The organism is Mesorhizobium sp. WSM4842, assembly GCF_055901575.1.
This window is the reverse complement of sequence record NZ_CM148372.1, coordinates 1396930-1423166: the sequence shown is the minus strand read 5'-3', so window position 1 is coordinate 1423166 and position 26237 is coordinate 1396930. Positions and strand designations below refer to the sequence as shown.

Below are 26237 nucleotides of genomic sequence, written 5' to 3'. Positions count from 1 at the left end.
TCATCTCCGAAACGGCGTTAATTATAAACGTCAACCTTTCGGTTTCCAGCTCAAGAGAGAAGCTCTTTCATAGAGCCAATTATACTGTGTCACCATCTGGTTGGTGCGTGTGTATTGATAGCCGATGAAGCCCAATATCATCAGCACGATGGTATCGACGATGTAGTAATGCAGCGAGAACATCGTGCCGCCGAACAGCGCGTGATGGATGAATCTTACGGCGATGCCGAGGCCGAGCATGTAGGCGAACAACTGGATGAAGCTGCGCCATGTCTGGGCGCAGGCCTTGCCCGTCATCCACGCCGCCCAGCCGCCGAGCAGGCAGGTGACGAAGAAGAACTGCCAGATCGAAGGTTCCTCGTGGAGAATGCCCTGCATGATGAAGACTCCTGAACTCAGTGATGGCCGCCTTCGAGATAAGCGGCGCGCACTTCCGGATTGGCGAGAAGTTCCTTGCCGGTGCCGGTCATCGTCACATTGCCGTTGACCATGACATAGCCGCGGGTGGCGAGCTTCAGCGCGCCGAAGGCGTTCTGCTCGACCAGGAATACGGTCAGCCCTTGTGTGCGGTTCAGCTCGCGGATGGCGTCAAAGATCTGCTTGACGATCAGCGGCGCCAGACCAAGCGAAGGCTCGTCGAGCAGAAGCAGCTTCGGCCGCGCCATCAGCGCGCGGGCGATCGACAGCATCTGCTGTTCACCGCCCGACAGCGTGCCGCCGCGCTGGGCAATGCGTTCCTTGAGGCGCGGGAACAGCGTGAACACCTTCTCGATATCCTCGTCATAGTGCTTGAGGTTGTCGAGGCTGGCGCCCATCTGCAGGTTTTCCATCACCGTCATACGCGGAAAGATGCGGCGGCCCTCCGGCGACTGCGCGATGCGCATGCGCGCAATCTCATGGGTCGGCAATTGGGTGATGTCAGTGCCGGCGAAGGTAATGGTGCCCGCCCGCGCCCGTGGAGCACCGAAAATCGTCATCATCAGCGTCGACTTGCCGGCGCCGTTGGCGCCGATCAGCGCGACGATCTCGCCCTGCTTGACGGTGACATCGACGCCGTTCAGCGCCCTGATGTTGCCGTAGTAGGTCTGGACGCCCTTGACATCGAGAAGCGTTGTGCCGGCCATTATTTGCGCCCTCCGCGCTTGCCGGCGGCAGGCCCGGCGGTCTTCCCGGAAGTACGGCCAGAACGAGCCTTGGCGGCCGGCTTTGCATTGGAAGATTTCGCCGCCGGCTTGGCTGCGGGCGACAAGGGCTTGCTTGCCACCGCCTTTGCACGCTCGTCGACCTGCCCCGCTTTCGAGGCGCCTTTCGAGACCGTGACGCGCTCGCCCTCGCTATGGCCGATCGTCTCGGTCACCGGTCCCGCGAGATACGAGGACGATGCTCCCGGGCCGTGCTCCGCGTCGGGGCCGGTGTCCAGTTGCTCGATAACATCTTCGTCGCCGACCTCGGTCAGCACAGTCTCGACCTGCTCGTCGTCGACACCGAGATAGGCGGCGATGACGCGCGGGTCCGTCCGCACCGATTGCGGATTGCCGTCGGAGATCTTGCGGCCGTATTCGAGCACCACGACATGGTCGGAAATCTGCATGACCACCGACATGTCGTGCTCGATCAAAAGGATGGACGTGCCGGTATTGTCCTTGATGTCCTTCAGCAGCGCATTGAGCGCCGCCGATTCCTTCGGATTAAGGCCGGCGGCCGGCTCGTCGAGGCACAGAAGCTCGGGACCCGTACACATGGCGCGGGCGATTTCCAGACGCCGTTGCGCGCCATAGGGCAGGTCGCCGGCCGGATCGTCGGCGCGGTCGACAAGGTTGGCCTTCTCCAGCCAGTGCCTGGCCAAATCGATCGACTCGGCCGAAGCCTTGCGATAACCGCTGAAGCCGAACAGGCCGAGGATCGTGTAGCCGGACGCCTTCATCAGTTTGTTGTGCTGGGCGACCAGCAGGTTCTCCAGCAGCGTCATGCCCGAGAACAGACGAATGTTCTGGAAGGTGCGCGCCACCTTGGCGCGCGCCGGGATCTCATGATTCGGCAGACGTTCGAGCAGATAGCTCGAGCCATCGCGCCGGTTGAGCGTGAGCATGCCTTCGGACGGCTTGTAGAAGCCGGTGATGCAGTTGAACACGGTGGTCTTGCCGGCGCCGTTTGGCCCGATCAGCGCGGTGATCTCGCCGCGCCTGGCCTGGAAGGACAGGTCGCCGATGGCAACGAGACCGCCGAACTTCATCGACAGATGCTCGACCTGCAGGATGGCATCGTTCATGGATGGGCTCGCATTCATCAGCCGTGTCCTTCCTTGGTGAAGGACCCCGACACGGCTCTGCGTATCTTGAGGAAGGCGGTCGGCTCACGGCTGCCGACGAAGCCGCGCGGCTTCCACAGCATGACGATGACCATGGCCATGCCGAACAGCAGCATGCGATAAAGCTCCGGCGTGAAGTCGGGGCCGAAGCCGGGTATGACCTTAATATTGCCCCAACTCAGGCCGGTCTTGAGGAAATCCAGTTCGCGCAGGATTTCGGTGCCGCCGATCATCACCATGGCGGCGACGGCAATTCCGACCAGCGAGCCCATGCCGCCAAGCACGACGATGGCAAGGATGATCGCCGATTCCAGGAAGATGAAGGATTCCGGGCTGACGAAGCCTTGCCGCGCAGCGAAGAACGAGCCGGCGAAGCCGCCGAACATCGCGCCGGTGGCAAAGGCCGTGAGCTTGGTGGTGGTGGTGTTGATACCGAGCGAGCGGCAGGCGATCTCGTCCTCGCGCAGCGCTTCCCAGGCGCGGCCGACCGGCAGGCGCCTGAGCCTCACCGTGACGAAGGCGGTCAGCAGGCAGAGTCCCAGGATCAGGTAGTAGAGGAAGATCTTGTAGTAGGCGCTCGACGTGGCGATGTCGAAAACCTTGGCGATATAGTTCGGGTCCGAAACGTTGAACGATATCAGGCCGAAGAAAGAGACCTTCGGGATGCCGGAAATACCGGCCGAGCCGTTGGTCACCTCGCGCCAGTTGATGATCACCAGCCTTATGATCTCGCCGAAGGCGAGCGTCACGATCGCCAGATAGTCGCCGCGCAAGCGCAGCACCGGAAAGCCGAGCATGACGCCCCAGAATGCGGCCATGGCGCCGGCGGCCGGCAGCAGGATCCAAAACGAGAGGCCGAAATGCGTGCCGAGCAGCGCATAGGCATAGGCACCGACGGCGTAGAAGGCGACATAACCAAGGTCGAGCAGGCCGGCGAGGCCAACGACGATGTTCAACCCCCAGGCCAGCATGACGTAGATCAGGATCTGGATGCCGTAATTGTCGACATACTTCAGCGAGCCCTGGAATCCGGCCGCCATGGACCCGGCATATAGCGCCAGCACCAACACCACGACGATCGGATAGAGCGCCAGCGCGGTTATGCCCAATGCCGAGAAATGAGCATGAATGAAGGCCCGGAAATGATAAATCAGCCAAGCCAGAGCATAGATGATTGCAAGCGCCCGCACGAACCGCACAAAATCGGAAAGTTCCGGCCCCAAAGCTTCGGTCAGCAATCCACTGAGCGCCAGCAGAATAACGGCGACGGCGACCGCCAGGATGAACGCGGGAAGGCGGAAGAATCGCGAAGCCAGGCTGACCGGCAGCAGGCCGGTGGCGACGTCGACGATCTTCTGGTTCGCCAGGAAGGGTTGGCCATAGGCGACGTAAAGGAAGCGTCCGGCCATGGTGGCGATGACGACGCCGGCGAGCAAGCCCCAGCGCTGCACCAGGATCAGTTCGTTGGAGATGTTCTGGTCGGTCTTCAGGCCGATGAACAGCACGAACAGGCCGAGCGCAATGGCGCCGGCATAGAGCGCTTCGCGGGTGGCGCGCTGCATGGGGGTGGCGACGATGTCGCGCTCCGGAGATGCGGTGACCGCCATTGTCTCAGACCTTTTCGACTTCTGGCCGGCCGAGAATGCCGGAAGGTAGGAAGATCAGCACGATCGCCAGGATGGAGAAGGCGGCGACGTCCTTGTAGTCGATTGAGAAATAGGCCGACCACATGCTCTCGATGAAGCCGATCATCAGCCCGCCGAGCACGGCGCCGGGCAGCGAGCCGATGCCGCCGAGCACGGCCGCGGTGAACGCCTTCACACCAGGGGTGAAGCCGTCGGAAAACACCACGACACCGTAATACATCAGGAACAGCGTGCCGGCGACAGCGGCAAGGGCCGCACCCATGACGAAGGTGATCGAGATGGTGCGGTCGACATCAATGCCCATCAGTGCCGCCATCTTGCGGTCCTGCTCGCAGGCGCGTTGCGCTCGACCAAGCGCGGTCCTGTTGACGAGATACCAGAAGATCGCAAGCAGGATCACGGTGACCAGGACGATGATGATCTGCTTCAGCGACACGCTGATGCCCTCGATCGTGTAGACATTTGACACCATCGGCGGCACCGGTTTGTTGCGCGGCCCTTGCGTCACCTGCACGAAATTGGACAGCGCGATCGACATGCCGATCGCGGTGATCAGCGGCGCCAGCCGGAACGAACCGCGCAGCGGCCGATAGGCCACCTTTTCGATCGTCCAGTTGTAGAGGCTGGTCAAAAGCATCGCCACGATCATCATGACCAGCAGCGCGACGACGATCGGCAGCGAATAGAACAGTGCGCCGAGGATGAGGAAAACGATGAGGGCGGCGAAGGCCCCGACCATGAAGATGTCGCCATGGGCGAAATTGATCATGCCGATGATGCCGTAGACCATCGTGTAGCCGATCGCGATCAGCCCATAGATCGATCCCAGCGTCAGCCCATTGATAAGCTGCTGGACAAAGTACTGCATGCTGTCGTGGCTCCCCTGGAATGTCGCCCATGCAGACGCATTCCTTTTCGTATTTGCCCTAGTCGTAAAGTTTCGAGCCCGGATTGCAACGTGATTTTTCGATCAGAACGCGTGTTTTCGCCGCACGCTGCCCGATCGCCCGTTTTTTTCATATCCGGCCCCTGGACTATCGCGGACCCTATCATTGGCATAACGCAATGTCATTGACGATTCAGCCGTATCATGCACCCCGTTTCGAAGAAATCGCCGTCAAGATAACTTGATGAGCAGGATCGTTGCGCTGCTGAAGGCAATCCCTTTTGGCTCCTTTGGTTTCCCTAGGGTCAGGATTCCCTTTACTTGACGACGAATCCGTGCGCGAACGGGTCGCGGTCGTCGATGAAGATCGTGTTCAATCCGGTCATGCGCGCCCAGCCGCCGATCGAGGGAATGATCGCCGGCTTGCCCGCCACTGTGACCTCCTTCTCGACCCTGCCCTTGAACAGCGAGCCGATGATCGATTCATGGACGAAATCGTCGCCAGTCCTAAGCTTGCCCTTGGCGTGAAGCTGCGCCATCCGCGCCGAGGTGCCGGTGCCGCAAGGCGAACGGTCGATCGCCTTGTCGCCGTAGAAGACGGCGTTGCGCGCATCCGCTTGGCTGTCAGTCGGCGCACCCGTCCACAGCATATGCGACAGCCGGTCGATGCCGGGATTCTCGGGATGCACGAAGGCGTACTTCTCGTTGAGCCGCTGCCGCACCACCGGGCTCCAGGCGATGAGGTCGCCGGCGGAGTGGTCGGCCATGTCGCGATAGTTCTTCTGCGGCTCGACGATGGCGTAGAAATTGCCGCCATAGGCGACGTCGACGCTGATCTCGCCGAGCTGCGGACATTCGACCGTCAGACCCTCGGCATAGAGGAAGGACGGCACGTTGGTAATGCGCACCTCTTCGACATATTCGCCGACCTGTTTGTATTCGGCGGTGACCAGGCCGGCCGGCGTGTCCAGCCTGAGCAAACCCGGCGTCTTCGGCTTGACCAGCCCGTGCTCGATGGCCATCGTCACCGTGCCGATGGTGCCGTGACCGCACATTGGCAGGCAGCCAGAGGTTTCGATGAAAAGGATGGCGATGTCGCAATCGGGCCTCGTCGGCGGGTAGAGGATCGAGCCGGACATCAAGTCATGGCCGCGCGGCTCGAACATCAGCCCGGTGCGGATCCAGTCATACTCGGCCAGGAAATGCGCGCGCCGCTCCATCATCGTCGCGCCCTGGAGCAGCGGTCCGCCGCCGGCGACAAGCCGCACCGGATTGCCGCAGGTGTGGCCGTCGATGCAGAAGAAGGAGTGGCGCGCCATTTCTAGCTCCCGTCAGAAGCGGTTCGGAGAAAACGGAGACAGATCAAACACCGGATTTTGGCCGAGAATGAGATCGCGGACCAGGCGTCCGGTGACAGCCGCCTGGGTCAGGCCGAGATGGCCGTGGCCAAATGCATAGACTATCGTGCCGGCCTGCCTGGCGCCACCGATCACCGGCAGCGAATCCGGCAGCGACGGCCGGAACCCCATCCACTCGCGGCCACCGGCCGGATCAAACCCCGGCAGGAAGCTTTTGGCCTTTTCGAGCAGCGCCTTCGAGCGGGCGTAGTTGGGCGGCCGCTCGATGCCGCCGAGCTCGACCGCGCCGCCGACGCGCACGCCGGTTTCAAGCGGCGTGACGACGAAGCCGTGGCCGGAGAAGATCAGTTGCCGCTTCACGTCGAAGGCGGTCTTCGGCAGCGTCGTGTTGTAGCCGCGCTCGGTTTCGAGCGGGATGCGGTCGCCGAGATGTTTCGCCAGGAGATGCGACCACGCGCCGGCGGCGATGACGAGGCGTTTTGCTTGCCGCACCGTGCCGTCGGCCAGCGTCAATGTCGCGCCATCCTGCCCTGCTCCGACATGGTCGATCCGAGCCTTTTCGAAACGCGCGCTGTTCTTCTCGGCATAGGCCCAGATCGCCTTGCCCAATAATTTCGGATCCGTAACGGTCTTCCATCCCGGCACGAAAGTGCCCTTGACGAAGCGCGGCGACAGGCCCGGCTGCAAGGCGGCGACAGCATCGCCCTCGACATGGCTGAAGCCGATGCCGAAGCGCTGCCTTGCTGCCCAGCCGGGCAGTGACGCCTTGAACTCGGCGTCGCTCTCGTAAAGTTCGAGCGAGCCGTCCTCGCGCAGCATGTTTCCGGTGCCCGAGCGCGCCATCAGCCCGGCCCATTCGGCCTCGGCGAGCCGCATCATCCCGGCCTGCGCCGCGAGGCTGGCCTCGTAGCGGTCGCTTCGTCCGGCGCGCCAGAAGCGGATAAGCCACGGCAGCAGCTTCGGCAGATAGGCGGGCGGGATGCTGAGCGGGCCGAGCGGGTCGGCAAGCCATTTCGGCAGGTGCCTGATCATGCCCTTGTGGGCCAGCGGCAGCACATCGGAAAAGGCCAGGGCAGCGGCATTGCCGGAACTCGTTTCCTCGCATATCCCCGTCCGATCGAAGATCGTGACGTTTCGCCCCGCCTCGGCCAGATAGGCGGCGACACAGATGCCGATGATGCCGCCGCCGATGATGGCGATGTCGATTGCAGCATCGCTATTCATGGCTGCGCGCCACGCTGCATGGCTCGGCCTCCGCCTCGCTCCGCACCTTATAGCCAGCCCCCTCATCCGGCCGCTTCGGGCCACCTTCTCCCCGACGGGGAGAAGAGGCTGACGCCAGCGTTGGCGACCTCTTCTCCCCTCGGGGAGAAGGTGGCCGCGAAGCAGCCGGATGAGGGGGTCTGCGATATTGCCACCCTTAGAATTGTGGCAGTGCCGGCCGCACCGCCAGTGCATCCCTGACGATCTTTTCGACCATCCTGCGGCGCTCGCCCGACAGCGGCTGGCGCGGCATGCGCACGCGGTCGTTGGTGTTGATCGCCAGGACTTCCGCGAGCTTGATGTTCTGCACCAGATAGGTCGACACGTCGAGGTCGAGTAGCGGCCGGAACCAGCGGTAGATTGTCAGCGCCTCCTCGCGGCGGCCCTGCTTCATCAATTGATAGATGGCGACCGTCTCGCGCGGAAACGCAGTGACCAGCCCCGCCACCCAGCCGATGGCGCCGACCGACAGCGCCTCGAACGCCAGATTGTCGACGCCGGTGAACAGGTCGTAGCGGTCGCCGAAGGCGTTGATGATTTCGGTCGAGCGGCGGATGTCGTCGGAGGATTCCTTGATGGCGACAAAGCGCTTGTCCTTCGCCAGTTCCTCCATCTGGTCGACGGTGACGTCGACGCGATAGGCAAGCCGGTTGGAATAGATCATCACCGGCAGGTCGCCGGCCTCGGCGACGGCACGCAGTGCCGCGACCGTCTCCGCCGCATTGGTGTGGTAGATCGGGCTCGGCACCACCATCAGCCCGTCGGCGCCCTCTTTGGCGGCGCGGCGCGCGATCGCCGCCGCCTCGCGCGTGCCGGCTTCGTTGACCGTCAGCAGAACCGGCCTCTTGCCGGCGATCTTCTGCGCGGTCCTCAGCACGTCGATCTTCTCGTCATGCGAGAGCATCGGCCCCTCGCCGAGCGAGCCGCAGACGATGATGCCGTCGCAGCCGGCCTCCATCTGCAGCGCAAAGCAGCGCTCCATCTCGGCGTGGTCGAGGCGGTCGTCCTCGGTGAATTTCGTTGTGACGGCGGGGAAAACTCCGGTCCACATGGCGGTCGCTCCATCTGATATATCAGCCGTATATTTGTTAAGAAACGGACTGTCAACACGGATTTCGCTATGATATATCAAAAATATATCAGGAGCTCGCCTTTGATATTCAATGAAACAAGCCCAGCATTCGAGCCAGTGGCGGCGAAAGCCTACCGCCTGCTCGAGCACATGATCGTGACGCTCGAACTGGCGCCTTCAAGCTTCATTACCGAGGGCGCGCTGATCGACAGGCTGGGGCTCGGCCGCACGCCGATGCGTGAGGCGATCCAGCGGCTGGCTTGGGAAGGATTGCTGGATGTCCGGCCTCGTGCCGGCATCGCCATTGCCCCGCTCCATCCCGGCGACTGGTTGCGCGTTCTCGATGCACGGCGTGGCGTCGAGGTGGTTCTTGCCCGCTCGGCCGCCCGCTTCGTCACCCGTGACGCCGCCGATCTGTTTCACGATGCGGCACTGGCGATGCAGAAGGCGGTGATATCAGGCAATGTGCTGGCCTTCATTCAGGCCGACAAGGCGCTCGACGAGGCGCTGGCGCTGGCGGCCGACAACCCCTTCGCCGCGCGGCTGGCAGCCCCCTTGCAGACCCACAGCCGCCGCTTCTGGTTCCGCTACAAGGCCGAAACCGGACTGGCGGAATCGGCAGAGCACCACGTCGCGCTGATCCGCTCGATCCTCGCCGGCGACGAAGACGCCGCCGCCAAAGATGCCAAGCGCCTGATGGCGCTGCTGCGCGGCCATGCCGAGGCGGCAGCGACGCGCTAGGAGATCGGCATCAACCTTCGGCCGGCTCTTTGAGTTCCGTCCATCCGGCGGCGGCCAGGCGCTGAGCATCGTTCAATTCGGTCATGCGTCCTGGTCGGTCGGGATCACCACGTTTTCCCAATGTTCGCCGGCCGCGACGATGCAGCTTCTGCCGGCGACGTCGGTGACGATGATCGTCCAGCTTCCGCTGTCGGCGACATAGACTTCCATAATCGCCATCTGACCGATCAGCCCGAAAGCAAACTGTCTTTCCTGGAACTGCTCGCTCAGGTGGGCGACGAGATCGCCATGTTCAACGCAATATTGATATTGGGCGCTTGCGGCGTTCGTACCCACCGCCAATGCCCCAGCAAGAATCAGGGTTTTCAACCCAACCAACAGCGATTTGCACGCCATAGGGCACTTCCTTTGCTATCACGTCCGACAAAGGGAGAGCCCTCATCTTGCCGGAACGATTCAGGCCGGGTTCCGACGTCATCGCGTCGTTCCTTTCTGTGTTCCGGTCTGTCATCAGCGGGGACGATTCCTTATGTTCCCACTATGTTCCATATATGGTGTCGGCAAGGAAAAAGCGCAAGCAGGCGCCCGCTGGGGCGCCTGTGGATCCGTTTCATGGTCGTCACGAGAACCGCGGCCTGGCGCGGCTATGCTAAGGCGGCTGCACCCTCAGGTACCTGGCAGCGCCGCTGTCGTCATCGCGCTCTCCCAGCCTTCACCCACCGAAACCACGCAGCTTTGACCGCGTGTGTCGCTGGCGAGGATGGTCCAGGTGCCCTGGTCGGAAACGAAGACTTCAACAATCACATTCGGATTGACGACGCCGAGAGCGGTCGGATTTTCCCGAAACTTCTCGCCGAGCGCCTTGATCATGTCGGCTCGTGGCGCGCATTGGTCGGCCGCTGTTGCCGGGGCGGCGGAAAGCGCGGCAGCCGCCGCGCAAAGTATCGACACCATAAGACGCGTCATCTGACACCTCCTTGCGCCGGCCGGTGCCCGAAGATGTCGCCAGCGCCGTTGGTTAATCTGCCGCGCTTGCTTCGCGGCGGGATTGCAATTTTAAGACTTCTACTGCCCGCCTGGTTCCATCACATTAGCGTTCACGCAGATACGGTGCGAGACCGGCCAACAGAAGGCCCGGTTTCTAGCCGGGCCTTCTTCGTCTTCAATCATAAATCAGGATCCGGAACCGTCCGGCTAATTCATCGTCGGGATGACGAACTCGGCCCCATCTTTCACACCTGACGGCCAGCGCGAGGTCACCGTCTTGGTCTTGGTGTAGAAACGGAATGCGTCCGGTCCGTGCTGGTTGAGGTCGCCGAAGGAAGACGCTTTCCAGCCACCGAACGTGTAGTAGGCGATCGGCACCGGGATCGGCACATTGATACCGACCATGCCGACCTGGACCCTCGAGGCGAAGTCGCGGGCCGCATCACCGTCGCGGGTGAAAATGGCGACGCCGTTGCCCATTTCGTGGTCGTTGGCGAGCTTGATCGCGTTCTCGTAAGTCGGCGCGCGCACCACCGAGAGCACCGGCCCAAAGATCTCTTCCTTGTAGATGCGCATATCGGCGGTCACGTTGTCGAACAGGCAGCCGCCCATATAGTAGCCGTTCTCATAGCCCTGCATGGAAAAGCCGCGGCCGTCGACGACCAGCTTGGCGCCTTCCCTGACGCCGGTGTCGACATAGCCCTTGACCCGCTCCAGCGCCTGCGCCGTCACCAGCGGGCCGAAATCGGCGGACGAATCCGTCGACGGGCCGACCTTCAGGCTTTCGACACGCGGCACCAGCTTTTCCATCAGCCGGTTGGCGGTGTCGTTGCCGACCGGGACAGCCACCGAGATCGCCATGCAGCGCTCGCCGGCTGAGCCGTAGCCGGCGCCGATCAGCGCGTCGACGGTCTGGTCCATGTCGGCGTCGGGCATGATGATCATGTGGTTCTTGGCGCCGCCGAAGCACTGCACGCGCTTGCCGGCCGCGCAGCCGCGCGAATAGATGTACTGGGCGATCGGCGTCGAGCCGACGAAACCGATAGCCTTGATGTCAGGGTCGTCGAGGATGGCGTCGACCACGTCCTTGTCGCCGTTGACGACGTTGAGGATGCCCGCTGGCAGGCCGACCTCGATGAACAATTCGGCGATGCGCATCGGCACGCCTGGATCGCGCTCCGAAGGCTTCAGGATGAAGGCGTTGCCGCAAGCGATAGCCGGCGCGATCTTCCACAAGGGGATCATCGCCGGAAAATTGAACGGCGTGATGCCGGCAACGACGCCGAGCGGCTGGCGCATTGAATAGACGTCGATGCCGGGGCCGGCGCCGTCGGTGAACTCGCCCTTCATCATGTGCGGTGCACCGATGCAGGCCTCGACCACTTCCAGGCCGCGCTGGATGTCGCCCTTGGCGTCGGCGATGGTCTTGCCGTGTTCGCGCGCCAGAATGTCGGCCAGCGCATCATACTCCTTGGCGACCAGTTCGAGGAACTTCATCAACACGCGCACGCGCCGCTGCGGGTTGGTCGCCGCCCAGCCGGGCTGCGCCGCCTTGGCGTTTTCCACCGCCGCACGCAGTTCCGCCTGCGAAGCCAGTGCCACGGTGCCGCGTACCGTGCCGTCCATTGGCTGCATGACGTCCTGCTTGCGGCCGCTGGTCCCAGCGACACGCTTGCCGCCGATGAAATGACCGTATTCGATCATGGTTTCTCTCCCTGTATTTGTGATGCAGCATTGTCCGCCTTTGTGCGGCCGATGGCAACGCGAGCGAACACGCAACCGTTGTGCGGAAAATAGATAGCGGACGACGCCTGTGCATCAATTGCCGCAAATGATAGGGTGCCGGTTCATCGCTGCAGGGATTGAGAGATTGCGTTCCTTCACACCCCCCTCTGGCCTGCCGGCCATCTCCCCCTCAAGGGGGGAGATTGCGCTGTCATCTTTGCCTTCGCCAAACATCGACGCTGTTAAGGAAGAGCTGTCAGCGGAGCTGCCAATCTCCCCCCTTGAGGGGGAGATGTCCGGCAGGACAGAGGGGGGTGCCACGGAACGCAACGTCGACGATTGTCATCCGGACCCTCCTCATGAACTGGGATGACGTCCGCATCTTTCTGGCGGTGGCGCGTGCCGGCCAGATCCTTGGCGCGGCCAAGCGGCTGGAGCTCAACCACGCCACCGTCTCGCGCCGCGTCGCCGCACTCGAGGATGCGCTGCGCGCAAAACTCTTTCGCCGACTGACCACCGGCAGCGAGTTGACGCCGGCGGGCGAGCGTTTCCTTGACATCGCCGAGCGCATGGAAGGCGACATGATCGCCGCGCGCTCGATCGTGGCGGGCGAAGGCGACGATGTCTCCGGCACCGTGCGCATCGGCGCGCCTGATGGTTTCGGCGTCGCCTTCCTGGCCAAACGCCTCGGCGCACTGACGGCGCTTCACCGCGAACTCACCATCCAGCTGGTGCCGGTGCCGCGTTCCTTCTCGCTGTCCAGACGCGAGGCTGACATCGCTATCACCGTGGAGCGGCCGACCGAAGGCAGGCTGGTGGCGGGAAAGCTGGTCGATTACACGCTCCGCCTGTTCGCGTCCCGCGCCTATACCGAAGCGCATGGCCTGCCCCAGACGCCGGCCGAGCTCGGCCGGCACGCACTGATCGGCTATGTGCCGGACCTCATCGTCAGCCCCTCGCTCGACTATGCGGCCGAGTTCAGCGCCGACTGGCGCACGAGCTTCGCCATCTCCTCGGCACTCGGCCAGGCCGAAGCGGTGCGCTCCGGCGCCGGCATCGGCATCCTGCACACCTTCGTCGCCCGTTCGATGCCGGAACTGGTGGCTGTCGACATTGTCGCGCCCATCCGCCGCGCCTACTGGCTGGTCTATCACGAATCCGTCAGACCGCTGCGCCGCGTCCAGATCGTCGCGAGCTTCATCACCAAGGCGGTGGAACAGGAGCGAAGCCTGTTCGTCTGACGATATCCATCTGACGCGGCGAAGTGTATTGACCTTGATCCCAAATTGCGCGGCAAGTTTCTCACCCCGCTCAAATGGATGAAGCACCTTCCGATCCTACCGCTGGTACCGCTCCGGTCCAAGATCGCGGACATTGATGTCCGGCACCCGGCTGGAAATGATGTCGGCCAGGACCTTGGCCGAGCCGCAGGCCATGGTCCAGCCGAGCGTACCGTGGCCGGTGTTGAGATAGAGGTTGGAAAACTCGGTGCGGCCGATTAGCGGCGGCCCGTCCGGCGTCATCGGCCGCAACCCGCACCAAAAGGTCGCCGACCGCATGTCGCCGCTGCCTGGAAATAGGTCGCCGAGCGAATGTTCGAGCGTGCGCCGCCGCGATTCATGCAACGTCAGGTCGAAGCCGGAAATCTCCGCCGTGCCACCGACCCGGATGCGGCCGCCGAGCCTGGTGATCGCCACCTTGTAGGTCTCGTCCATCACCGTCGACACCGGTGCTGCGGCAGCATCCTTGATCGGCACGGTGATCGAATAGCCCTTGACCGGACAGACTGGGATGGGTCGTTTCAGGCTGCGCATGAACTTGGCCGAATAGCTGCCCATCGCCATCACATAGGCGTCGGCAGCCTTCCAACCCTTGCTCGTATTGATGTTGGCGATACGGTTGCGCTTGCGGACAATCCGCCTGATCGACGTGTCGTATTCGAAGGTAACGCCGCACGCCGCGCAGAGCTCGGCCAGACGGTCGGTGAACATTTTGCAGTCACCGGTTTCGTCGCCCGGCAGTCGCAGACCTCCGACAAATTTTTCACGCACGCCTGCCAGCCCCGGCTCGGCCGCGATGCAGCCGTCGGGATCGAGAATCTCGTAGGGAACCCCGTATGTCTTCAGCACCTCGACATCGCCGGCAGTGCCGTCGAGCTGCTGTTGCGTGCGAAAAAGCTGCAGCGTTCCCTTGGCGCGCTCGTCATAGGCGATGCCGGTCGCCTCGCGCAGCGCTTTCAGCGTGTCGCGGCTGTATTCGGCCAAAGGCACCATGCGCGCCTTGTTCACCGCATAGCGATCGGCCGTGCAGTTGCGGAGCATCCTGACCAGCCACACCCACATATGCGGATCGAGAGTCGGCCGCACCACCAGCGGACCATGCTTCATCAACAGCCATTTGATCGCCTTCAACGGGACGCCGGGACCGGCCCAGGGCGAGGCGTAGCCGGGCGAAATCTCGCCGGCATTGGCAAAACTGGTTTCCAGCGCCGGGCCCTTCTGGCGGTCGATCACCGTCACTTCATGGCCGGCCTCGGCGAGATAATAAGCGGTAGTGACCCCGATAACGCCGCCGCCCAGCACGAAGATCTTCATCGCATAGTTCTCCAGAACGACGCCTTGTCAGGGGTTTTGGGACGGGGCATCGTGGCTTTCTGTCTGCCGGATTTTACGGCGTCCGCCAAGTGCTCAAGCATGTCGCCCAAAAGTACGCAGCGGTTTTGGGACAACGACATGCCTAAAAAAGCCCGCGCGCTATCAATTTACATAGCGCCGGTGAAAGCGGTGTCCGAGGCTGGTCAGGATTTCATAACCGATGGTGCCGGCATGGCCGGCCGCCTGGTCCACTGTCTGCGACGGTCCGATCAGTTCGACGAGATCGCCCGCCTTCAGCCTGTCGGGCGGCAGGGCCGAGATGTCGAGAACGATCGAATCCATCGATACACGGCCAAGGAATGGCAAGCGCACATTTTCGAACCAGGCGGCTGAGGCCGCGCGTCGATGCCAGCCATCGGCATAGCCTAGCGAGATCGTTGCGGCGACCAGCGAATCGGTCACGTGAAAAACATGGCCATAGCCAACGCCGGCCCCCCTATCGAGGCTGCGCGTCTGGATGACCTTTGCCTGAAGCCGCACCACCGGCAGCATCGGATTTTCCACCGCTGGCGTCGGATTGATGCCGTAGAGCGCCGCACCGGGCCGGGCGAGGTCGTAATGAAAGGGCTGCCCAAGAAAGATGCCGGAGGAGTTGGCTAGCGAGGCCGGCGCCTTTGGCAGCATCCTGCGCAGCCGCTCGAATTCCAGCCGCTGCTGCAAGTTGGCCGGATGCTCTGGCTCGTCGGCGCGAGCGAGATGGCTCATCACGAAGGTGACGTCGATACCGTCGAAAGCCTGCGGATCGGCAGCGACGGCCTCCACCTCGGCTGCCGCCATGCCGAGCCGCGACATGCCGCTGTCGACCTGGATTGCAGCCTTGAGCTTGCGGCCGGCCCGCTGCGCCGCCGCGCGCCAGGCGGCGAGTTGGTAGGCGCTGTTGATGACGGCGCCCAGCTCCGCGTCGACGGCTTCGCTTTCAGCGCCCGGCTGAATGCCGTTCAGCACATAGATCGCTGGCCGTGCGCCGAGCGCCTGGCGCAGCAAGACCCCTTCGGTCAGATGCGCGACGAAAAAAATAGCGCAGCCTTCGGCCGCCAGCGCCGCCGCCACTTGGGCCCCGCCGAGCCCGTAGCCGTCGGCCTTGACGACACCCGCGCAGCCGACGCCACCCAAGCGCGCCTTGAGCCGCCGGTAATTTGCGCGGATGGCGCCGAGATCGACGGTCAATATGGCGCCGGCCGCCGCTTCGCTGATCGGCGCGGCTTTGACGGCGACCCTTTCAGAAAGAGATTTTTTGGAGGCCTCGTTCATGCCAACCCCGTCTGCAGCGGATTGGCCATCAATAAAGCCACCGCGCTGACGCGGCAACCGTGGTCGGCTCGAGCGCGGCTTGCGCCAAGCTACGCAACCAGATGCCGGAACGCCGCAACCACGTCCTCATAGACCTGACGCTTGAACGGCACGATCAGGTCGGGCAATTCCTGCATCGGCCGCCAAGCCCATTTGTCGAACTCAGCGGTGTGGCCGCCCGGCGGCGGATTGATCTCAATCTCGCTCACGTCGCCGTGAAAGCGGAAGGCGAACCATTTTTGCGTCTGGCCGCGATATTTCCCCTTGAAGGCGATGCCGACCAGATGGGCCGGCAGGTCGTAATATATCCAGTTCGGCGCCTCATCCAGCAACGAGACGCTGCGCATGCCGGTTTCCTCGTAGAGTTCCCTCTGCGCCGCCTGCAGCGGCTCTTCGCCCTTGTCGATGCCGCCCTGCGGCATCTGCCAGAGTTGCGTCGTGCCGGCGAATTCGCTGTCCGGCTCGGCAATGCGATGCCCGACCCAGACCAGCCCATCACCGTTGAGGATCATCAGTCCGACACAGCGACGATAAGGCAGCGTCTCGGGATCGACCGGTTTTTTCTTCGCCATGCTCAACCTTTTTCCGGATCCACCGCCACCGCCGAAATCGGCACGATCTCGATGCCGCGTTTCTTGGCCTCGCTCACCCAAAACGACACGGTGTCGACCGTCAGGTCGAAGGCCGAGCCGATGCCGACAGCAAAGCCTTTTGCCCGCGCGGTGGCTTCCAGTTCGTCCAGCTTCTTCAATATGGCGCCGCGGTCCCGCACGGCGTCGATCGACGTGTCACCGGCGGCGAACGGCACGCCGTTTTTCAACGCCAGGTTGGGTGCCAGGCTGCGCGCCGAAGAACCGTCGTCGACATAGGCCAGGCCGCGCCTGCCGAGCTCGTCCATCAGCGGTCCCATCGCCGCCGCATCGGCCGAAAAACGCGCGCCCATATAGTTCATGACGCCGGTGTAGTTGGTCGTCCGCGACAGCGCCCAGCGCAAATTCTTCAAATTCTCATCCGCCGTCGCCGCGACCGTCAGCGTGTTGCGGCCGGGATTGACGTTCGGATAATCGAACGGTTCGAGCGGCACCTGCATGACGATCTCATGGCCTCTCTGCCGCGCCGCCTGCATCCATCGGCCGATGCTGTTGCCCTGCGGCGCAAAGCCCAGCGTCACTTCGGCCGGCAGCTTGGCGATGGCCGACTGCGTGCCGGTCTGCGACACGGCTAGCCCGCCGATGACAATCGCCACACGCGCACCGCGCGCACCGGACCACGGCCGCGCATAGACATCGAACGGCCGCCTGCCGTCAGCGGCACGAACCGGCAATGGGCCGGTTTCGCCGGCCTCGACCAGCGCCTTGTCGGGAATATGCGCGATCCTCAGGTTCTGGCCGATCGTCGAAGGGTCGCGAATGACAATGGCCGCCTTGGGCGGACCACCGTCAACTTCGGTCGGCATATGGATGATCTGCGGCCCGCCCATCTTGGATGCTGCTTCCGCCTTCGATGCCGGCTCCTTGGCCGGCACTGCGGGTTCGACCACCGCTGTCGTCTTCGGTGTCGAAACGGCGATTTCTTCCGGCTTTCGAAACGGCCTTTCGCGCAGCGCAATCGCGCCGGAGACGCCGATTACGGCCAGCACCAGAAGCGTGGCCGCGACCACACCGGCGCTGATCCTGCGGGCCGCGCGCGGCGGCCGGACTGCCTGCCCTAGCGGGCGTTCGATGTCGTTGCCGATGTCAGCCAAGCCGCATCCCCAGCCGCGGTTCCCCCGAATCAAACTGCCGGGGCCTTGCAGCCCCGGCAGCATTACATCGCTTCGATCAGGCAGCCAGACCTGTTGTCCGGCTGATCGACCTTTACCGGTTCAGCACAGCCCCTACTGGTTCAGCACTGCCTTGTCCGGATTCGGCGGGAACGCCGGATCGGTCTTTTCGCCGCGCAGCAGCTGCTCGGCAAAGATGAGCTGCAGGTCGTCCTTCGGCTCCGGCGGCACATAGGCTGCCGAGCCCGAACCGGTATCGCCCTCGTCGCTGCCCTTGATGTGGCCCTTGAGGTCCGACTCGCCGCGCGTCAGATCCCTGCCCTGCAGGTCCGGCGGCAACGGCTGGTCGACCTTGATGTCGGGCGTGATGCCCTTGCCCTGGATCGACTTGCCGGACGGCGTGTAATAGAGCGCCGTCGTCAGGCGCAGCGCGCCGTTCTCGCCGAGCGGGACAATGGTCTGCACCGAACCCTTGCCGAAGGACTGCGTGCCGACCACCGTGGCGCGGCGCAGATCCTGCAGCGCGCCGGCGACGATTTCGGACGCACTGGCCGAGCCGCCATTGACGAGCACGACCAGCGGCTTGCCGTCGATGTCGTCGCCCGGCCGCGCGTCGAAGCGGGTGACGTCCTTCGGATCGCGGCCGCGCGTCGAGACGATCTCGCCACGGGTGAGGAAGGCGTCGGACACGCTCACCGCCTGGTCGAGCAACCCGCCCGGATTGAGGCGCAGATCGAGCACGTAGCCCTTGAGCTTTTCGTTCGGCACCTGCTTCTTGATGGTGTCGATGGCGTTCTCGAGGTCGTCATGGGTCTTTTCGGTGAAGGAGGTGATCTTCATGTAGCCGATGTCGTTCTCGACTCGGAACTTGACCGCCTTGACCTTGATGATGTCGCGCACCACCGTCAGCTCGATCGGCTTGTCGGCGCCCTGGCGCAGGATAGTGAGCTTGATCGGCGTGTTGACCAGCCCGCGCATCTTCTCGACCGCGTCGTTGAGGCTCAGGCCGCGAACCTCCTCGCCGTCGATCTTGGCAATATAGTCGCCGGCAAGCACGCCCGCCTTGGCGGCCGGCGTATCGTCGATCGGCGTGATCACCTTGACCAGGTCGTTCTCCATGGTGACCTCGATGCCGAGGCCGCCGAACTCGCCCTTGGTCTGCACGCGCATGTCCTGCGCCTCTTCGGCGTTCATATACGAGGAGTGCGGGTCGAGCGAGGTAAGCATGCCGTTGATGGCGTTTTCGACCAGCGACTTGTCGTCGGGCGGCGTCACATATTGCGCCCGCACCCGCTCGAAGATGTCACCGAAGATCGCCAGCTGCTTATAGGTCTCGGAGCCCGCAGCGTTCGCCGTCGAGCCGGGGGCGCCATAGACCAGGCTCATCGCGGATGCGCCCATCAGCGCACCGGCAAACAGAAGCGAAAGTTTCCGCATCATCTCACGTCCTTCCAGAGAAACGGTCCGCCCACCATGGGGTCGGATCGACGGGTTTTCCATCCTTGCGGAACTCAACATAGAGCTCCGGCGTGGCATTTCCATTCTTCGATGCCGAGGTGCTCGCCACCCGGGCCTCTCCCATCGCGCCGACCGGCTCTCCTGCGAGCACCGACTGGCCAGACGCGACGCTGATTCTGCTCATCCCCGCGAGAACGACATGATAGCCGTCACCCGCGTTCAGGATCAAGAGTTGACCATAGGAGCGAAAAGGTCCCGCATAAAGCACATTTCCGTCCGCTGGCGCGGTGACGATGGCTCCCGATTGTGTCGCAACCATGTCACCGAGCATCACTGCGCCGTTACCGTCGCTGGCCCCGAACCGCCGCTTGATCTTGCCGGTGACGGGCAGCGCGATCTGCCCCTGAAGCGCCGAAAACGGTGCAGCGGCGGTGAGCCGGTTGGCTTCCGGGACCGGCAGGGCCGCCAGTTCCGTCTGTGCCGGGGCCTTCTGTGCCGGAGCCGTCTGCGCCGGAGCCTTGTCGGCGCCCGCTGCCTTCTGCTCTGCGGCCTTCTGCTCGGCTGCCTTCGCCGCGGCCGCCGCCTTGCGGGCCTTGTCTGCCTCGAGCGAGGCGATCAGTTCCTTTAGGCTGCCGGCCTTGGCCGCCAGTGCTTCGGATCGCTGCTTTTCCGCCGCCAGCGCCGTTTGCGTCTCGGCTTCGAGTTTCTGCTTGGCTTCGAGCAGCATGCCGAGCCGCTTCTTTTCCGCCGTCTGCTCGCCGACTGCCGCCGTCAGCCGCGCCCGCTCCGCCTCGATCGAGGCGGTCACCCGCGACTGCTCCTTGAGGTCCGCCAGCAATATCTCGGTCTGCTGGCGCAGTTCCGGCACCACGGCGCCGAGCAGAATGGCGCTGCGCACCGACGACAGCGCGTCCTCCGGCTTGACCAGGATGGCCGGCGGCGGATTGAGCCCCATGCGCTGCAGCGCGGCCAGCACCTCGGCCAGAACGTCGCGTCTGGCGGCCAGCGAGGCGCGGATTTTCTGCTCCTCGCCCTTCAGCCCTTCCAGCTTGGCACCGATGTCCTCGATGTCCTGGCCGAGCTTCTGTTCGGTCATTGCCGACTGGATCAGCGCCGCGGTGATCGAGGCATGGTCCTTCTTGACCGTCGCCATGTCGGCGGCGAGCTTGGCCAGCCGCTCGGACGACAGCGTGATCTCCTTCGACACCCGTTCGTATTCGGCGCGGCTCTGGTCCGGGTCAGGCGCCATGTCGAGCCTGTTCTGCGCCCACGCAGCGCCGAGCGACAGCATAAGCGCCGCCGCTGCCAAGCCGCAGCGCGCGCGCCAAAAGCCCGTTCGCGATTTCCAATCTTCAGACATTGAAGCCAGACCCTATGCGTGGCTTCGTTAACGAACCATCAACCATGTTCGAAGCCTCGCCAATCTAGCATAAACTCCCGGGCCTGGGACCAAAATCCCTGCGGCTGGGCCCTCAGTTCACCGGTTTTGGTCGGGTTCATGAACGATGGTAGGGATGACCCGAAAGAATAGTGGCGGCCCGGTAAAGCTGCTCGCCCAACATGACACGGACCAGTTGGTGCGGCCATGTCAACGCGCCGAACGACACCATCAGATCGGCCTGATCGCGCAGCGACTGATCGTGACCGTCGGCACCGCCAATGGCAATGACAAGTGCCCTGCGCCCGCCATCACGCAACAGGCCGATGCGCCCGGCGAAATCCTCGGATGAAAAACTCTTGCCGCGTTCGTCGAGCAGCATCAGCGCGGCACCAGGCTGCAACTGCGTCTGCAGTTTCTGGCCTTCTTCGCGGCGACGCTCGTTGGCGGTCTGAGCGCGGCCCTCAGGAGTCTCGACAACCCCTGAGAATTCGAGCCCTACGACCGGTCCGCTCTTGGCGAAGCGCTCGAAATACCGGTCGGCGAGCTGCTTCTCGGGGCCGGCTTTCATCCGGCCCACGGCATGAACGGCAATTTTCATCCCTGCCTCGAAGAGCCGCTAATGCATGTCACCAAAAGTGGTCACCGGTTTCGGGAACGACATGCATCAATCAAATACGGCTCAGTGGAGGGTCTCTTCCTCGAGGTCCGGCGCTTGCCACATCTTTTCGAGATTGTAGAAATCGCGGACTTCGGGACGGAAGACATGGACGATGATGTCGCCTGAATCGATCAGGACCCAGTCGGCGCCGGCCAGTCCCTCGACGCGAGCCGTGCCGAGCCCGGCATCCTTGAGCGCCTTGAGGAGATGATCGGCGACAGCCGAGACATGACGGTGCGATCGGCCGGACGCGATGACCATATAGTCACCGAGGCTCGATTTTCCCTGAATGTCGATTGAGACGATGTTTTCGGCCTTGGAGTCTTCCAGACTGGCAAGGACTGTCTTGATGGCGCGGGACACGGCGTCGTTTACGCTGATCCCGGCCGGCGAAGGCACGATGTCGGCCTTCTTCCAAAGTGCTGTTCTCAGTGTATTTCCTTTCGCAGCAAGAACAACCAAATCACCCTTCAAAGCAGGTGACCCCCTTAGATAGGCAGAGTTGCGTTGCAGTTTCAAGACGGCAGCCCTGCTGTAGCCAACGAAGAACCGTTCTTCCGGTTCCGCAGTTGAAGAAAAATCGGAACTCTTGTCGCCTGGCCTGGGTTATCGGCGCATTGACCAACTGGATCCCCCTCATGCCAATCGACCCTCAGAACGCTCTCCTCACCGTGCAGTCCGGCCTTGCCCAGCTCAGCGCGCTGATCGTCTCGTACTCCTTCTCGGCCATCGGCGCCGTCATCCTGCTGGTCCTCGGCTATACCGTCGCCGGCCTTGCCCAGCGCTCGATCTATGCCGGCCTCGGCCATATCCATGGCTTCGACACGACGCTGCGCCACTTCTTCTCGAGGATCGTCCGCTACGCCATACTGATCCTCGTCGTCGTCATGGTGCTCGGCCAATTCGGCGTCCAGACGACCTCGATCATTGCCGCCATTGGCGCCATCGGCCTGGCCATCGGCCTGGCGCTGCAAGGCACGCTGCAGAACATTGCCGCCGGCATCATGCTGCTGGCGCTGCGGCCATTCCGCATCGGCGAATATGTCGAGGTCGGCGTCATTTCCGGGACCATCGAGGAAATCGGCCTGTTCGCCACCACGCTGAGAACGGTCGACGGCGTCTACATCCTCGCCCCCAATTCGACGCTGTGGAACCAGCCAGTCCGCAACTATACGCGCAACGGCTTCCGTCGCGCCGACATCACGCTCACCATAGGGTCTTGGAACGATATCGATCTCGCGCAGAAGGCCATGCTTGGCGTCGCCGCCGCGGAGCGACGCGTCAGACGGGAGCCGGCGCCGATTGCCTTTGTGGCGACCGTTGGCGACAGCAACGTCGCCATCACCTTGCGCTACTGGACCTCGGCCGCAGATTTCTTCGCTACCCAGGTCGACCTAACCAAACGCGCCAAGCAGGCTTTCGACAGCGAAGGCATTTCTATACCCGCGCCACCACCGGAAGCGCCACGGCAGGAAACCGTCACGAGACAGTGAGATGATCAATTGCCGGCGTAGGTCTACTTGTACGCGCGACGCTGCTCTTCGGATGGGAAAGCGAGGTCGACTGGCAGCGGTGCCTGCGCCGTCATCGGCGCGAAATTGCCGGTCTCGGCAGCGGGAACAGGCGACATCGCCACCACACGCCACAGCACGAACAGGCAAAAGGCAGCGGCAATTACGATGGCCACATAGATGAAAGCCTGCGTTCCGTAGACAGCGGAAAGCCCGGTCACGATGCCGGGCACGATGAAGCCGGACAGCGACCACGCAAACAGCAGCGAACTGGACAGCGCCACCATGTCGTCCTTGCCGGCGCGGTCGGCGGCATGCGCGCTGGCCAGCGAATAGATCGATTCCGATGCGCCGTCCCAGACCACGTAGATGACGACCAGCGCCGCCAGCGCTCCACCGTCGAAGCCGAGGGCGAACAGGCCCGCCACCGTGGCAAGCGCCGAAGCGGCGGCCAGCACAAAGCGCCGGTCGGTGCGGTCGGAAATCCAGCCGAGCGGGATCTGCAGGATCAATGTGCCGACAGGCATCGCCGACAAAAGCAGCGCCACATCTGCCTGGCTGTAGCCCCTGGCCGTGGCATGGATCGGCGCGAAGCCCGAAATCGTCATCGACAGGCCACCGACGGCAAGCATGCCGGCCACGCCCACCGGCGAAATCCGCCAGGCCCGGCCAAGCGCGACCGACGCCGCCTGCGGCGGCGGTGGCTGGGCGAGCCGCGTCAGCCCAACAGGAAGGATCGACAGCGCGGTGAAGGCGATGCCGATCAACGGCGCGTCCGCAGCCCTTATGTCGATCAGCGCCAGTGTGGAGTAGCCGACACCGAGCCCGGCGACATAGGCGACGTAGAAGAAGGCCATGACCCTGCCGCGTATGGCGTTGGCGACGACGTCGTTCAGCCAGCTTTGCGCAACGATGAACAAGCCGCATATGGCAAAGCCATAGAGCGCGCGTGCTGCGATCCACGACAGCGGGTGCGGCCCGGCCCCGACGGCGGCGTTCGACAGCACGATCAAGGCCGACAGCGCCATGAACGCGCGAGCATGGCCGACGCGCCGCACCAGCGGACCGGTCAGGATGCAGCCTGCCAGGCCGCCGGCCGAAAGGCCGGTGACGATCAGCCCGGCCCAGGTCGGATCGAAGCCCTCGGCGCCGAGCCGGACCGGGATATAGGCGAACATAAGTCCGTTGCCGACCGCAACCAGCGCCATCGACAGGACGATGCTGGCAATGGCGATCGCCGGGGCTGGCGGGCTGCCCTGCGCCGGATCGCGTCTGGTCTGGTTTCGCTCGAGAATCGCCATGCCCGCGCAGGATCGCCTACGGATCGGGGAAAAGCAGCCGCAAATGCGACATCAGCGGTCTTCCCTTCTCCCACAACAAGGGGAGAAGGAGACTCCTATCCGTTCGCCGAATTGCGGATCGCGGTCGACGACAGCGACGAGCGCGGACCGTGGATGAAGGTCCAGGCCGGCGCCTTCATGCGGGCGAGCCGCGGCGCGTCGCCTTCGTCGACACGCGCGTAATCGAAGGTCTTGGCGACGACGGACGACAGGAACGACAGCGTCGCGCCAGGGCGGTCGATCACCGCGATCGGAAACGTCATCACGATCTGGCGCCAGCGCTGCCAGCGGTGGAAATCACGAAGCGAATCGGCGCCCATGATCCAGACGAAGTCGACGCCCGGGTTGCGCGCCTTGACCAGGGCCAGCGTGTCGGCGGTGAAGCGGACATAATGGGTCGCCTCGAAGGCGGTGACCTTGACCTTCGGGTTCCGGGCGATCTGCTCGGACAGGCGCAGCCGCTCGGCCAGCGGCGCCAGTTCCCGCGCGCTCTTGAGCGGATTGCCCGGCGTCACCATCCACCACAGCTGATCGAGCGCCAGACGTCTGAGCGCGACCTCGGCAACCAGTGCGTGGCCGGCATGGGCAGGATTGAACGAGCCGCCGAACAGCCCGACGGCCAGGCCCTTTCCGGCATGCGGCATGTGAAGGTAGCGAGAGGGGACGGGTTGTTCGGAAGGGGAGAGCATCGTGCTAAGCACCCCCCTCTGTCCTGCCCTCTTTGCCAAAACTTGGCATCTCCCCCGCAAGGGGGGAGATTGGCGGCTTCATCGCAGCCGCAAATCTTGCAGCGTCGGCGATTGGCGAAAACAGAAACGACATCCGATCTCCCCCCTTGCGGGGGAGATGTCCGGCAGGACAGAGGGGGGTGGCTGGGCGCACGCCTCTCAGGCTCTAACCGCGAATAGCTTCAAGGCCTCACCTGTCCGGTCCCACGCACGCGGTACTTGAACGAGGTCAGTTGCTCGACACCGACCGGGCCGCGCGCATGCATTTTGCCGGTGGCGATGCCGATCTCGGCGCCCATGCCGAATTCGCCGCCATCGGCGAATTGGGTCGAGGCATTGTGCAGAAGGATCGCCGAATCGATCTCATTGAAGAACCGTTCGACCGCGCTGGCATCCTCGGCGACGATCGCCTCGGTGTGGTGCGATGAAAAATTCTCGATATGCTCGATCGCGCCGGCAACGCCGTCGACTAGTTTTGCCGCGATGATGGCATCGAGATATTCGCTCACCCAGTCGGCGTCGGTCGCCGGCTGGGCGTCGGCGAACACTTTCAGCACCTCGGCGTCGGCGTGGATTGCGCACCCTGCCGCGCGTAACGCCTCAAGGATCGGCACCAAATGGGTGGAGGCAACAGCGCGGTCGACCAGCAGCGTCTCGGCCGCGCCGCAGACGCCGGTGCGCCGCATCTTGGCGTTGACCGCGATGCTGACCGCCATGTCGAGATCAGCCGAGCGGTCGATGTAGAGATGGCAGATGCCTTCGAGATGAGCGAAGACCGGCACCCGCGCCTCGTTCTGGACGCGTTCGACCAGGTTCTTGCCGCCGCGCGGAATGATGACGTCGATATTGCCGGAAAGCCCTTTCAGCATCTCGCCGACAGCGGCGCGGTCGGCGGTCGGCACCAGCTGGATGGCATCCTCCGGCAGCTTGGCCGTCTTCAGCCCTTCGACCAGGCAGGCATGGATAGCCGCCGAGGAGTTGAGCGAATCCGAGCCGCCGCGCAGGATCACCGGATTGCCGGCCTTGAGGCAAAGCGCACCGGCATCGGCCGTCACGTTCGGCCGGCTCTCATAGATGACGCCGACGACGCCGAGCGGTGTGCGCACGCGCTCGATATGCAGGCCGTTCGGCCGATCCCATGCGGCGATGACATCGCCGATGGGATCGCTCAGTTCGGCGATTTCGCTGATGCCGTCGGCCATGGCACGGATGCGGGCAGGATCGAGCTTCAGCCGGTCCATGAAAGAGGCTGAAAGCCCGGACTGCTCGCCTTTGCTGATGTCGATGGCGTTGGCGTCGAGAATATCCTGCTCGTGGCGAAGGATCGCCTGCGCCATGGCGATCAACGCGGCGTGCTTGCGCTCGGCTGTGGCGACGGCCAGCGGTCGGGCGGCGGCCCGCGCGCGGCGGCCGATATCGGCCATTAGCGCGGCAGTGTCGTCCCGGGATTTTTCATGCAGCTTCAGCAT

Annotated in this window: 24 protein-coding genes and 2 pseudogenes; 3 read left to right on the top strand and 23 right to left on the bottom strand. The window is 63.6% G+C overall.

The window, feature by feature from the left end; translation table 11 throughout:
- Positions 1-30: 30 nt before the first annotated feature.
- The 9 genes and pseudogenes from AC0NIE_RS06710 to AC0NIE_RS06670 all read right to left on the bottom strand — a co-directional run bounded on the left by AC0NIE_RS06710 (position 31) and on the right by AC0NIE_RS06670 (position 8512).
- Positions 31-378, bottom strand: a complete 348-nt coding sequence (locus tag AC0NIE_RS06710) for a DUF6867 family protein (protein WP_473486304.1) — start codon at positions 376-378, stop codon at positions 31-33.
- Between the two features lie 17 nt (positions 379-395).
- The gene (locus AC0NIE_RS06705) at positions 396-1124 is read right to left on the bottom strand and encodes an ABC transporter ATP-binding protein (protein ID WP_473486303.1); all 729 of its coding nucleotides are present in this window, start codon (positions 1122-1124) and stop codon (positions 396-398) included.
- Between the two features lie 11 nt (positions 1125-1135).
- Positions 1136-2287 (bottom strand): annotated as a pseudogene (locus tag AC0NIE_RS06700) (ABC transporter ATP-binding protein); the annotation flags it as partial.
- Positions 2287-3531, bottom strand: coding sequence for a high-affinity branched-chain amino acid ABC transporter permease LivM (livM, locus tag AC0NIE_RS06695; protein ID WP_473486383.1), 1245 nt, complete (start codon positions 3529-3531; stop codon positions 2287-2289). The gene livM and the pseudogene AC0NIE_RS06700, both read right to left, overlap by 1 nt.
- An 81-nt stretch (positions 3532-3612) precedes the next feature.
- Positions 3613-3870 (bottom strand): annotated as a pseudogene (locus AC0NIE_RS06690) (DUF3382 domain-containing protein); the annotation flags it as partial.
- Positions 3871-3919: 49 nt separating this feature from the next.
- Positions 3920-4822 carry a branched-chain amino acid ABC transporter permease gene (locus AC0NIE_RS06685; protein WP_473486302.1) on the bottom strand — a complete coding sequence of 301 codons (903 nt, stop codon included), beginning with the start codon at positions 4820-4822 and terminating at the stop codon, positions 3920-3922.
- Between the two features lie 335 nt (positions 4823-5157).
- Complete coding sequence (locus AC0NIE_RS06680) at positions 5158-6159, bottom strand: 4-hydroxyproline epimerase (RefSeq protein WP_473486301.1); 1002 nt, start codon at positions 6157-6159, stop codon at positions 5158-5160.
- Positions 6160-6171: 12 nt separating this feature from the next.
- Positions 6172-7422, bottom strand: a complete 1251-nt coding sequence (locus AC0NIE_RS06675; RefSeq protein ID WP_473486300.1) for an NAD(P)/FAD-dependent oxidoreductase — start codon at positions 7420-7422, stop codon at positions 6172-6174.
- A gap of 196 nt (positions 7423-7618) precedes the next feature.
- Entirely contained in the window at positions 7619-8512 is an 894-nt protein-coding gene (locus AC0NIE_RS06670; RefSeq protein ID WP_473486299.1) for a dihydrodipicolinate synthase family protein, read from the bottom strand.
- 69 nt (positions 8513-8581) lie between these two features.
- Here AC0NIE_RS06670 and AC0NIE_RS06665 point away from each other — a divergent pair, with 69 nt between their 5' ends.
- On the top strand, positions 8582-9274 hold the full coding sequence (locus AC0NIE_RS06665) for a GntR family transcriptional regulator (RefSeq protein ID WP_473486298.1): 693 nt from the start codon (positions 8582-8584) through the stop codon (positions 9272-9274).
- An 81-nt stretch (positions 9275-9355) separates the two neighbouring features.
- Here the strand turns inward: AC0NIE_RS06665 and AC0NIE_RS06660 are convergent, their stop codons facing one another.
- The 3 genes from AC0NIE_RS06660 to AC0NIE_RS06650 all read right to left on the bottom strand — a co-directional run bounded on the left by AC0NIE_RS06660 (position 9356) and on the right by AC0NIE_RS06650 (position 11965).
- The gene (locus AC0NIE_RS06660; protein WP_473486297.1) at positions 9356-9670 is read right to left on the bottom strand and encodes a hypothetical protein; all 315 of its coding nucleotides are present in this window, start codon (positions 9668-9670) and stop codon (positions 9356-9358) included.
- 270 nt (positions 9671-9940) lie between these two features.
- Positions 9941-10240 carry a hypothetical protein gene (locus tag AC0NIE_RS06655; protein ID WP_473486296.1) on the bottom strand — a complete coding sequence of 100 codons (300 nt, stop codon included), beginning with the start codon at positions 10238-10240 and terminating at the stop codon, positions 9941-9943.
- Positions 10241-10468: 228 nt separating this feature from the next.
- Positions 10469-11965, bottom strand: a complete 1497-nt coding sequence (locus tag AC0NIE_RS06650; protein WP_473486295.1) for a CoA-acylating methylmalonate-semialdehyde dehydrogenase — start codon at positions 11963-11965, stop codon at positions 10469-10471.
- A 380-nt stretch (positions 11966-12345) separates the two neighbouring features.
- Between AC0NIE_RS06650 and AC0NIE_RS06645 the strand changes: the two genes are divergently transcribed.
- A complete protein-coding gene (locus tag AC0NIE_RS06645) occupies positions 12346-13227 on the top strand; it encodes a LysR family transcriptional regulator (RefSeq protein WP_473486294.1) in 882 nt (293 codons plus the stop codon).
- A gap of 96 nt (positions 13228-13323) precedes the next feature.
- Here the strand turns inward: AC0NIE_RS06645 and AC0NIE_RS06640 are convergent, their stop codons facing one another.
- From AC0NIE_RS06640 to rsfS, 8 genes are all read right to left on the bottom strand, one after another.
- A complete protein-coding gene (locus AC0NIE_RS06640; protein WP_473486293.1) occupies positions 13324-14580 on the bottom strand; it encodes a D-amino acid dehydrogenase in 1257 nt (418 codons plus the stop codon).
- A gap of 162 nt (positions 14581-14742) precedes the next feature.
- Positions 14743-15891: an alanine racemase gene (gene alr / locus AC0NIE_RS06635; protein WP_473486292.1), complete on the bottom strand. Its 1149-nt coding sequence runs from the start codon at positions 15889-15891 to the stop codon at positions 14743-14745.
- A gap of 89 nt (positions 15892-15980) precedes the next feature.
- Positions 15981-16502, bottom strand: a complete 522-nt coding sequence (locus AC0NIE_RS06630) for an RNA pyrophosphohydrolase (protein WP_258121552.1) — start codon at positions 16500-16502, stop codon at positions 15981-15983.
- A gap of 2 nt (positions 16503-16504) precedes the next feature.
- Entirely contained in the window at positions 16505-17674 is a 1170-nt protein-coding gene (locus AC0NIE_RS06625) for a divergent polysaccharide deacetylase family protein (RefSeq protein ID WP_473486291.1), read from the bottom strand.
- A gap of 132 nt (positions 17675-17806) precedes the next feature.
- Positions 17807-19132 carry a S41 family peptidase gene (locus AC0NIE_RS06620; protein ID WP_095495435.1) on the bottom strand — a complete coding sequence of 442 codons (1326 nt, stop codon included), beginning with the start codon at positions 19130-19132 and terminating at the stop codon, positions 17807-17809.
- 1 nt (position 19133) lies between these two features.
- Positions 19134-20510 (bottom strand): murein hydrolase activator EnvC family protein, encoded by a 1377-nt coding sequence (locus tag AC0NIE_RS06615; protein ID WP_473486290.1) that lies wholly within the window; start codon positions 20508-20510, stop codon positions 19134-19136.
- Positions 20511-20646: 136 nt separating this feature from the next.
- Complete coding sequence (gene rlmH / locus AC0NIE_RS06610) at positions 20647-21129, bottom strand: 23S rRNA (pseudouridine(1915)-N(3))-methyltransferase RlmH (protein WP_473486289.1); 483 nt, start codon at positions 21127-21129, stop codon at positions 20647-20649.
- A gap of 81 nt (positions 21130-21210) precedes the next feature.
- Complete coding sequence (gene rsfS / locus AC0NIE_RS06605) at positions 21211-21588, bottom strand: ribosome silencing factor (protein ID WP_023800052.1); 378 nt, start codon at positions 21586-21588, stop codon at positions 21211-21213.
- A 239-nt stretch (positions 21589-21827) separates the two neighbouring features.
- On the opposite strand from rsfS, the gene AC0NIE_RS06600 reads away from it, so the two are divergent.
- A complete protein-coding gene (locus AC0NIE_RS06600) occupies positions 21828-22682 on the top strand; it encodes a mechanosensitive ion channel family protein (RefSeq protein WP_473486288.1) in 855 nt (284 codons plus the stop codon).
- A 23-nt stretch (positions 22683-22705) separates the two neighbouring features.
- Here the strand turns inward: AC0NIE_RS06600 and AC0NIE_RS06595 are convergent, their stop codons facing one another.
- The 3 genes from AC0NIE_RS06595 to AC0NIE_RS06585 form a co-directional block, all read right to left on the bottom strand.
- Entirely contained in the window at positions 22706-24001 is a 1296-nt protein-coding gene (locus AC0NIE_RS06595) for an MFS transporter (RefSeq protein ID WP_473486287.1), read from the bottom strand.
- Between the two features lie 95 nt (positions 24002-24096).
- A complete protein-coding gene (locus tag AC0NIE_RS06590) occupies positions 24097-24684 on the bottom strand; it encodes a nicotinate-nucleotide adenylyltransferase (protein ID WP_473486382.1) in 588 nt (195 codons plus the stop codon).
- A gap of 266 nt (positions 24685-24950) precedes the next feature.
- Positions 24951-26237: a glutamate-5-semialdehyde dehydrogenase gene (locus AC0NIE_RS06585; protein ID WP_473486286.1), complete on the bottom strand. Its 1287-nt coding sequence runs from the start codon at positions 26235-26237 to the stop codon at positions 24951-24953.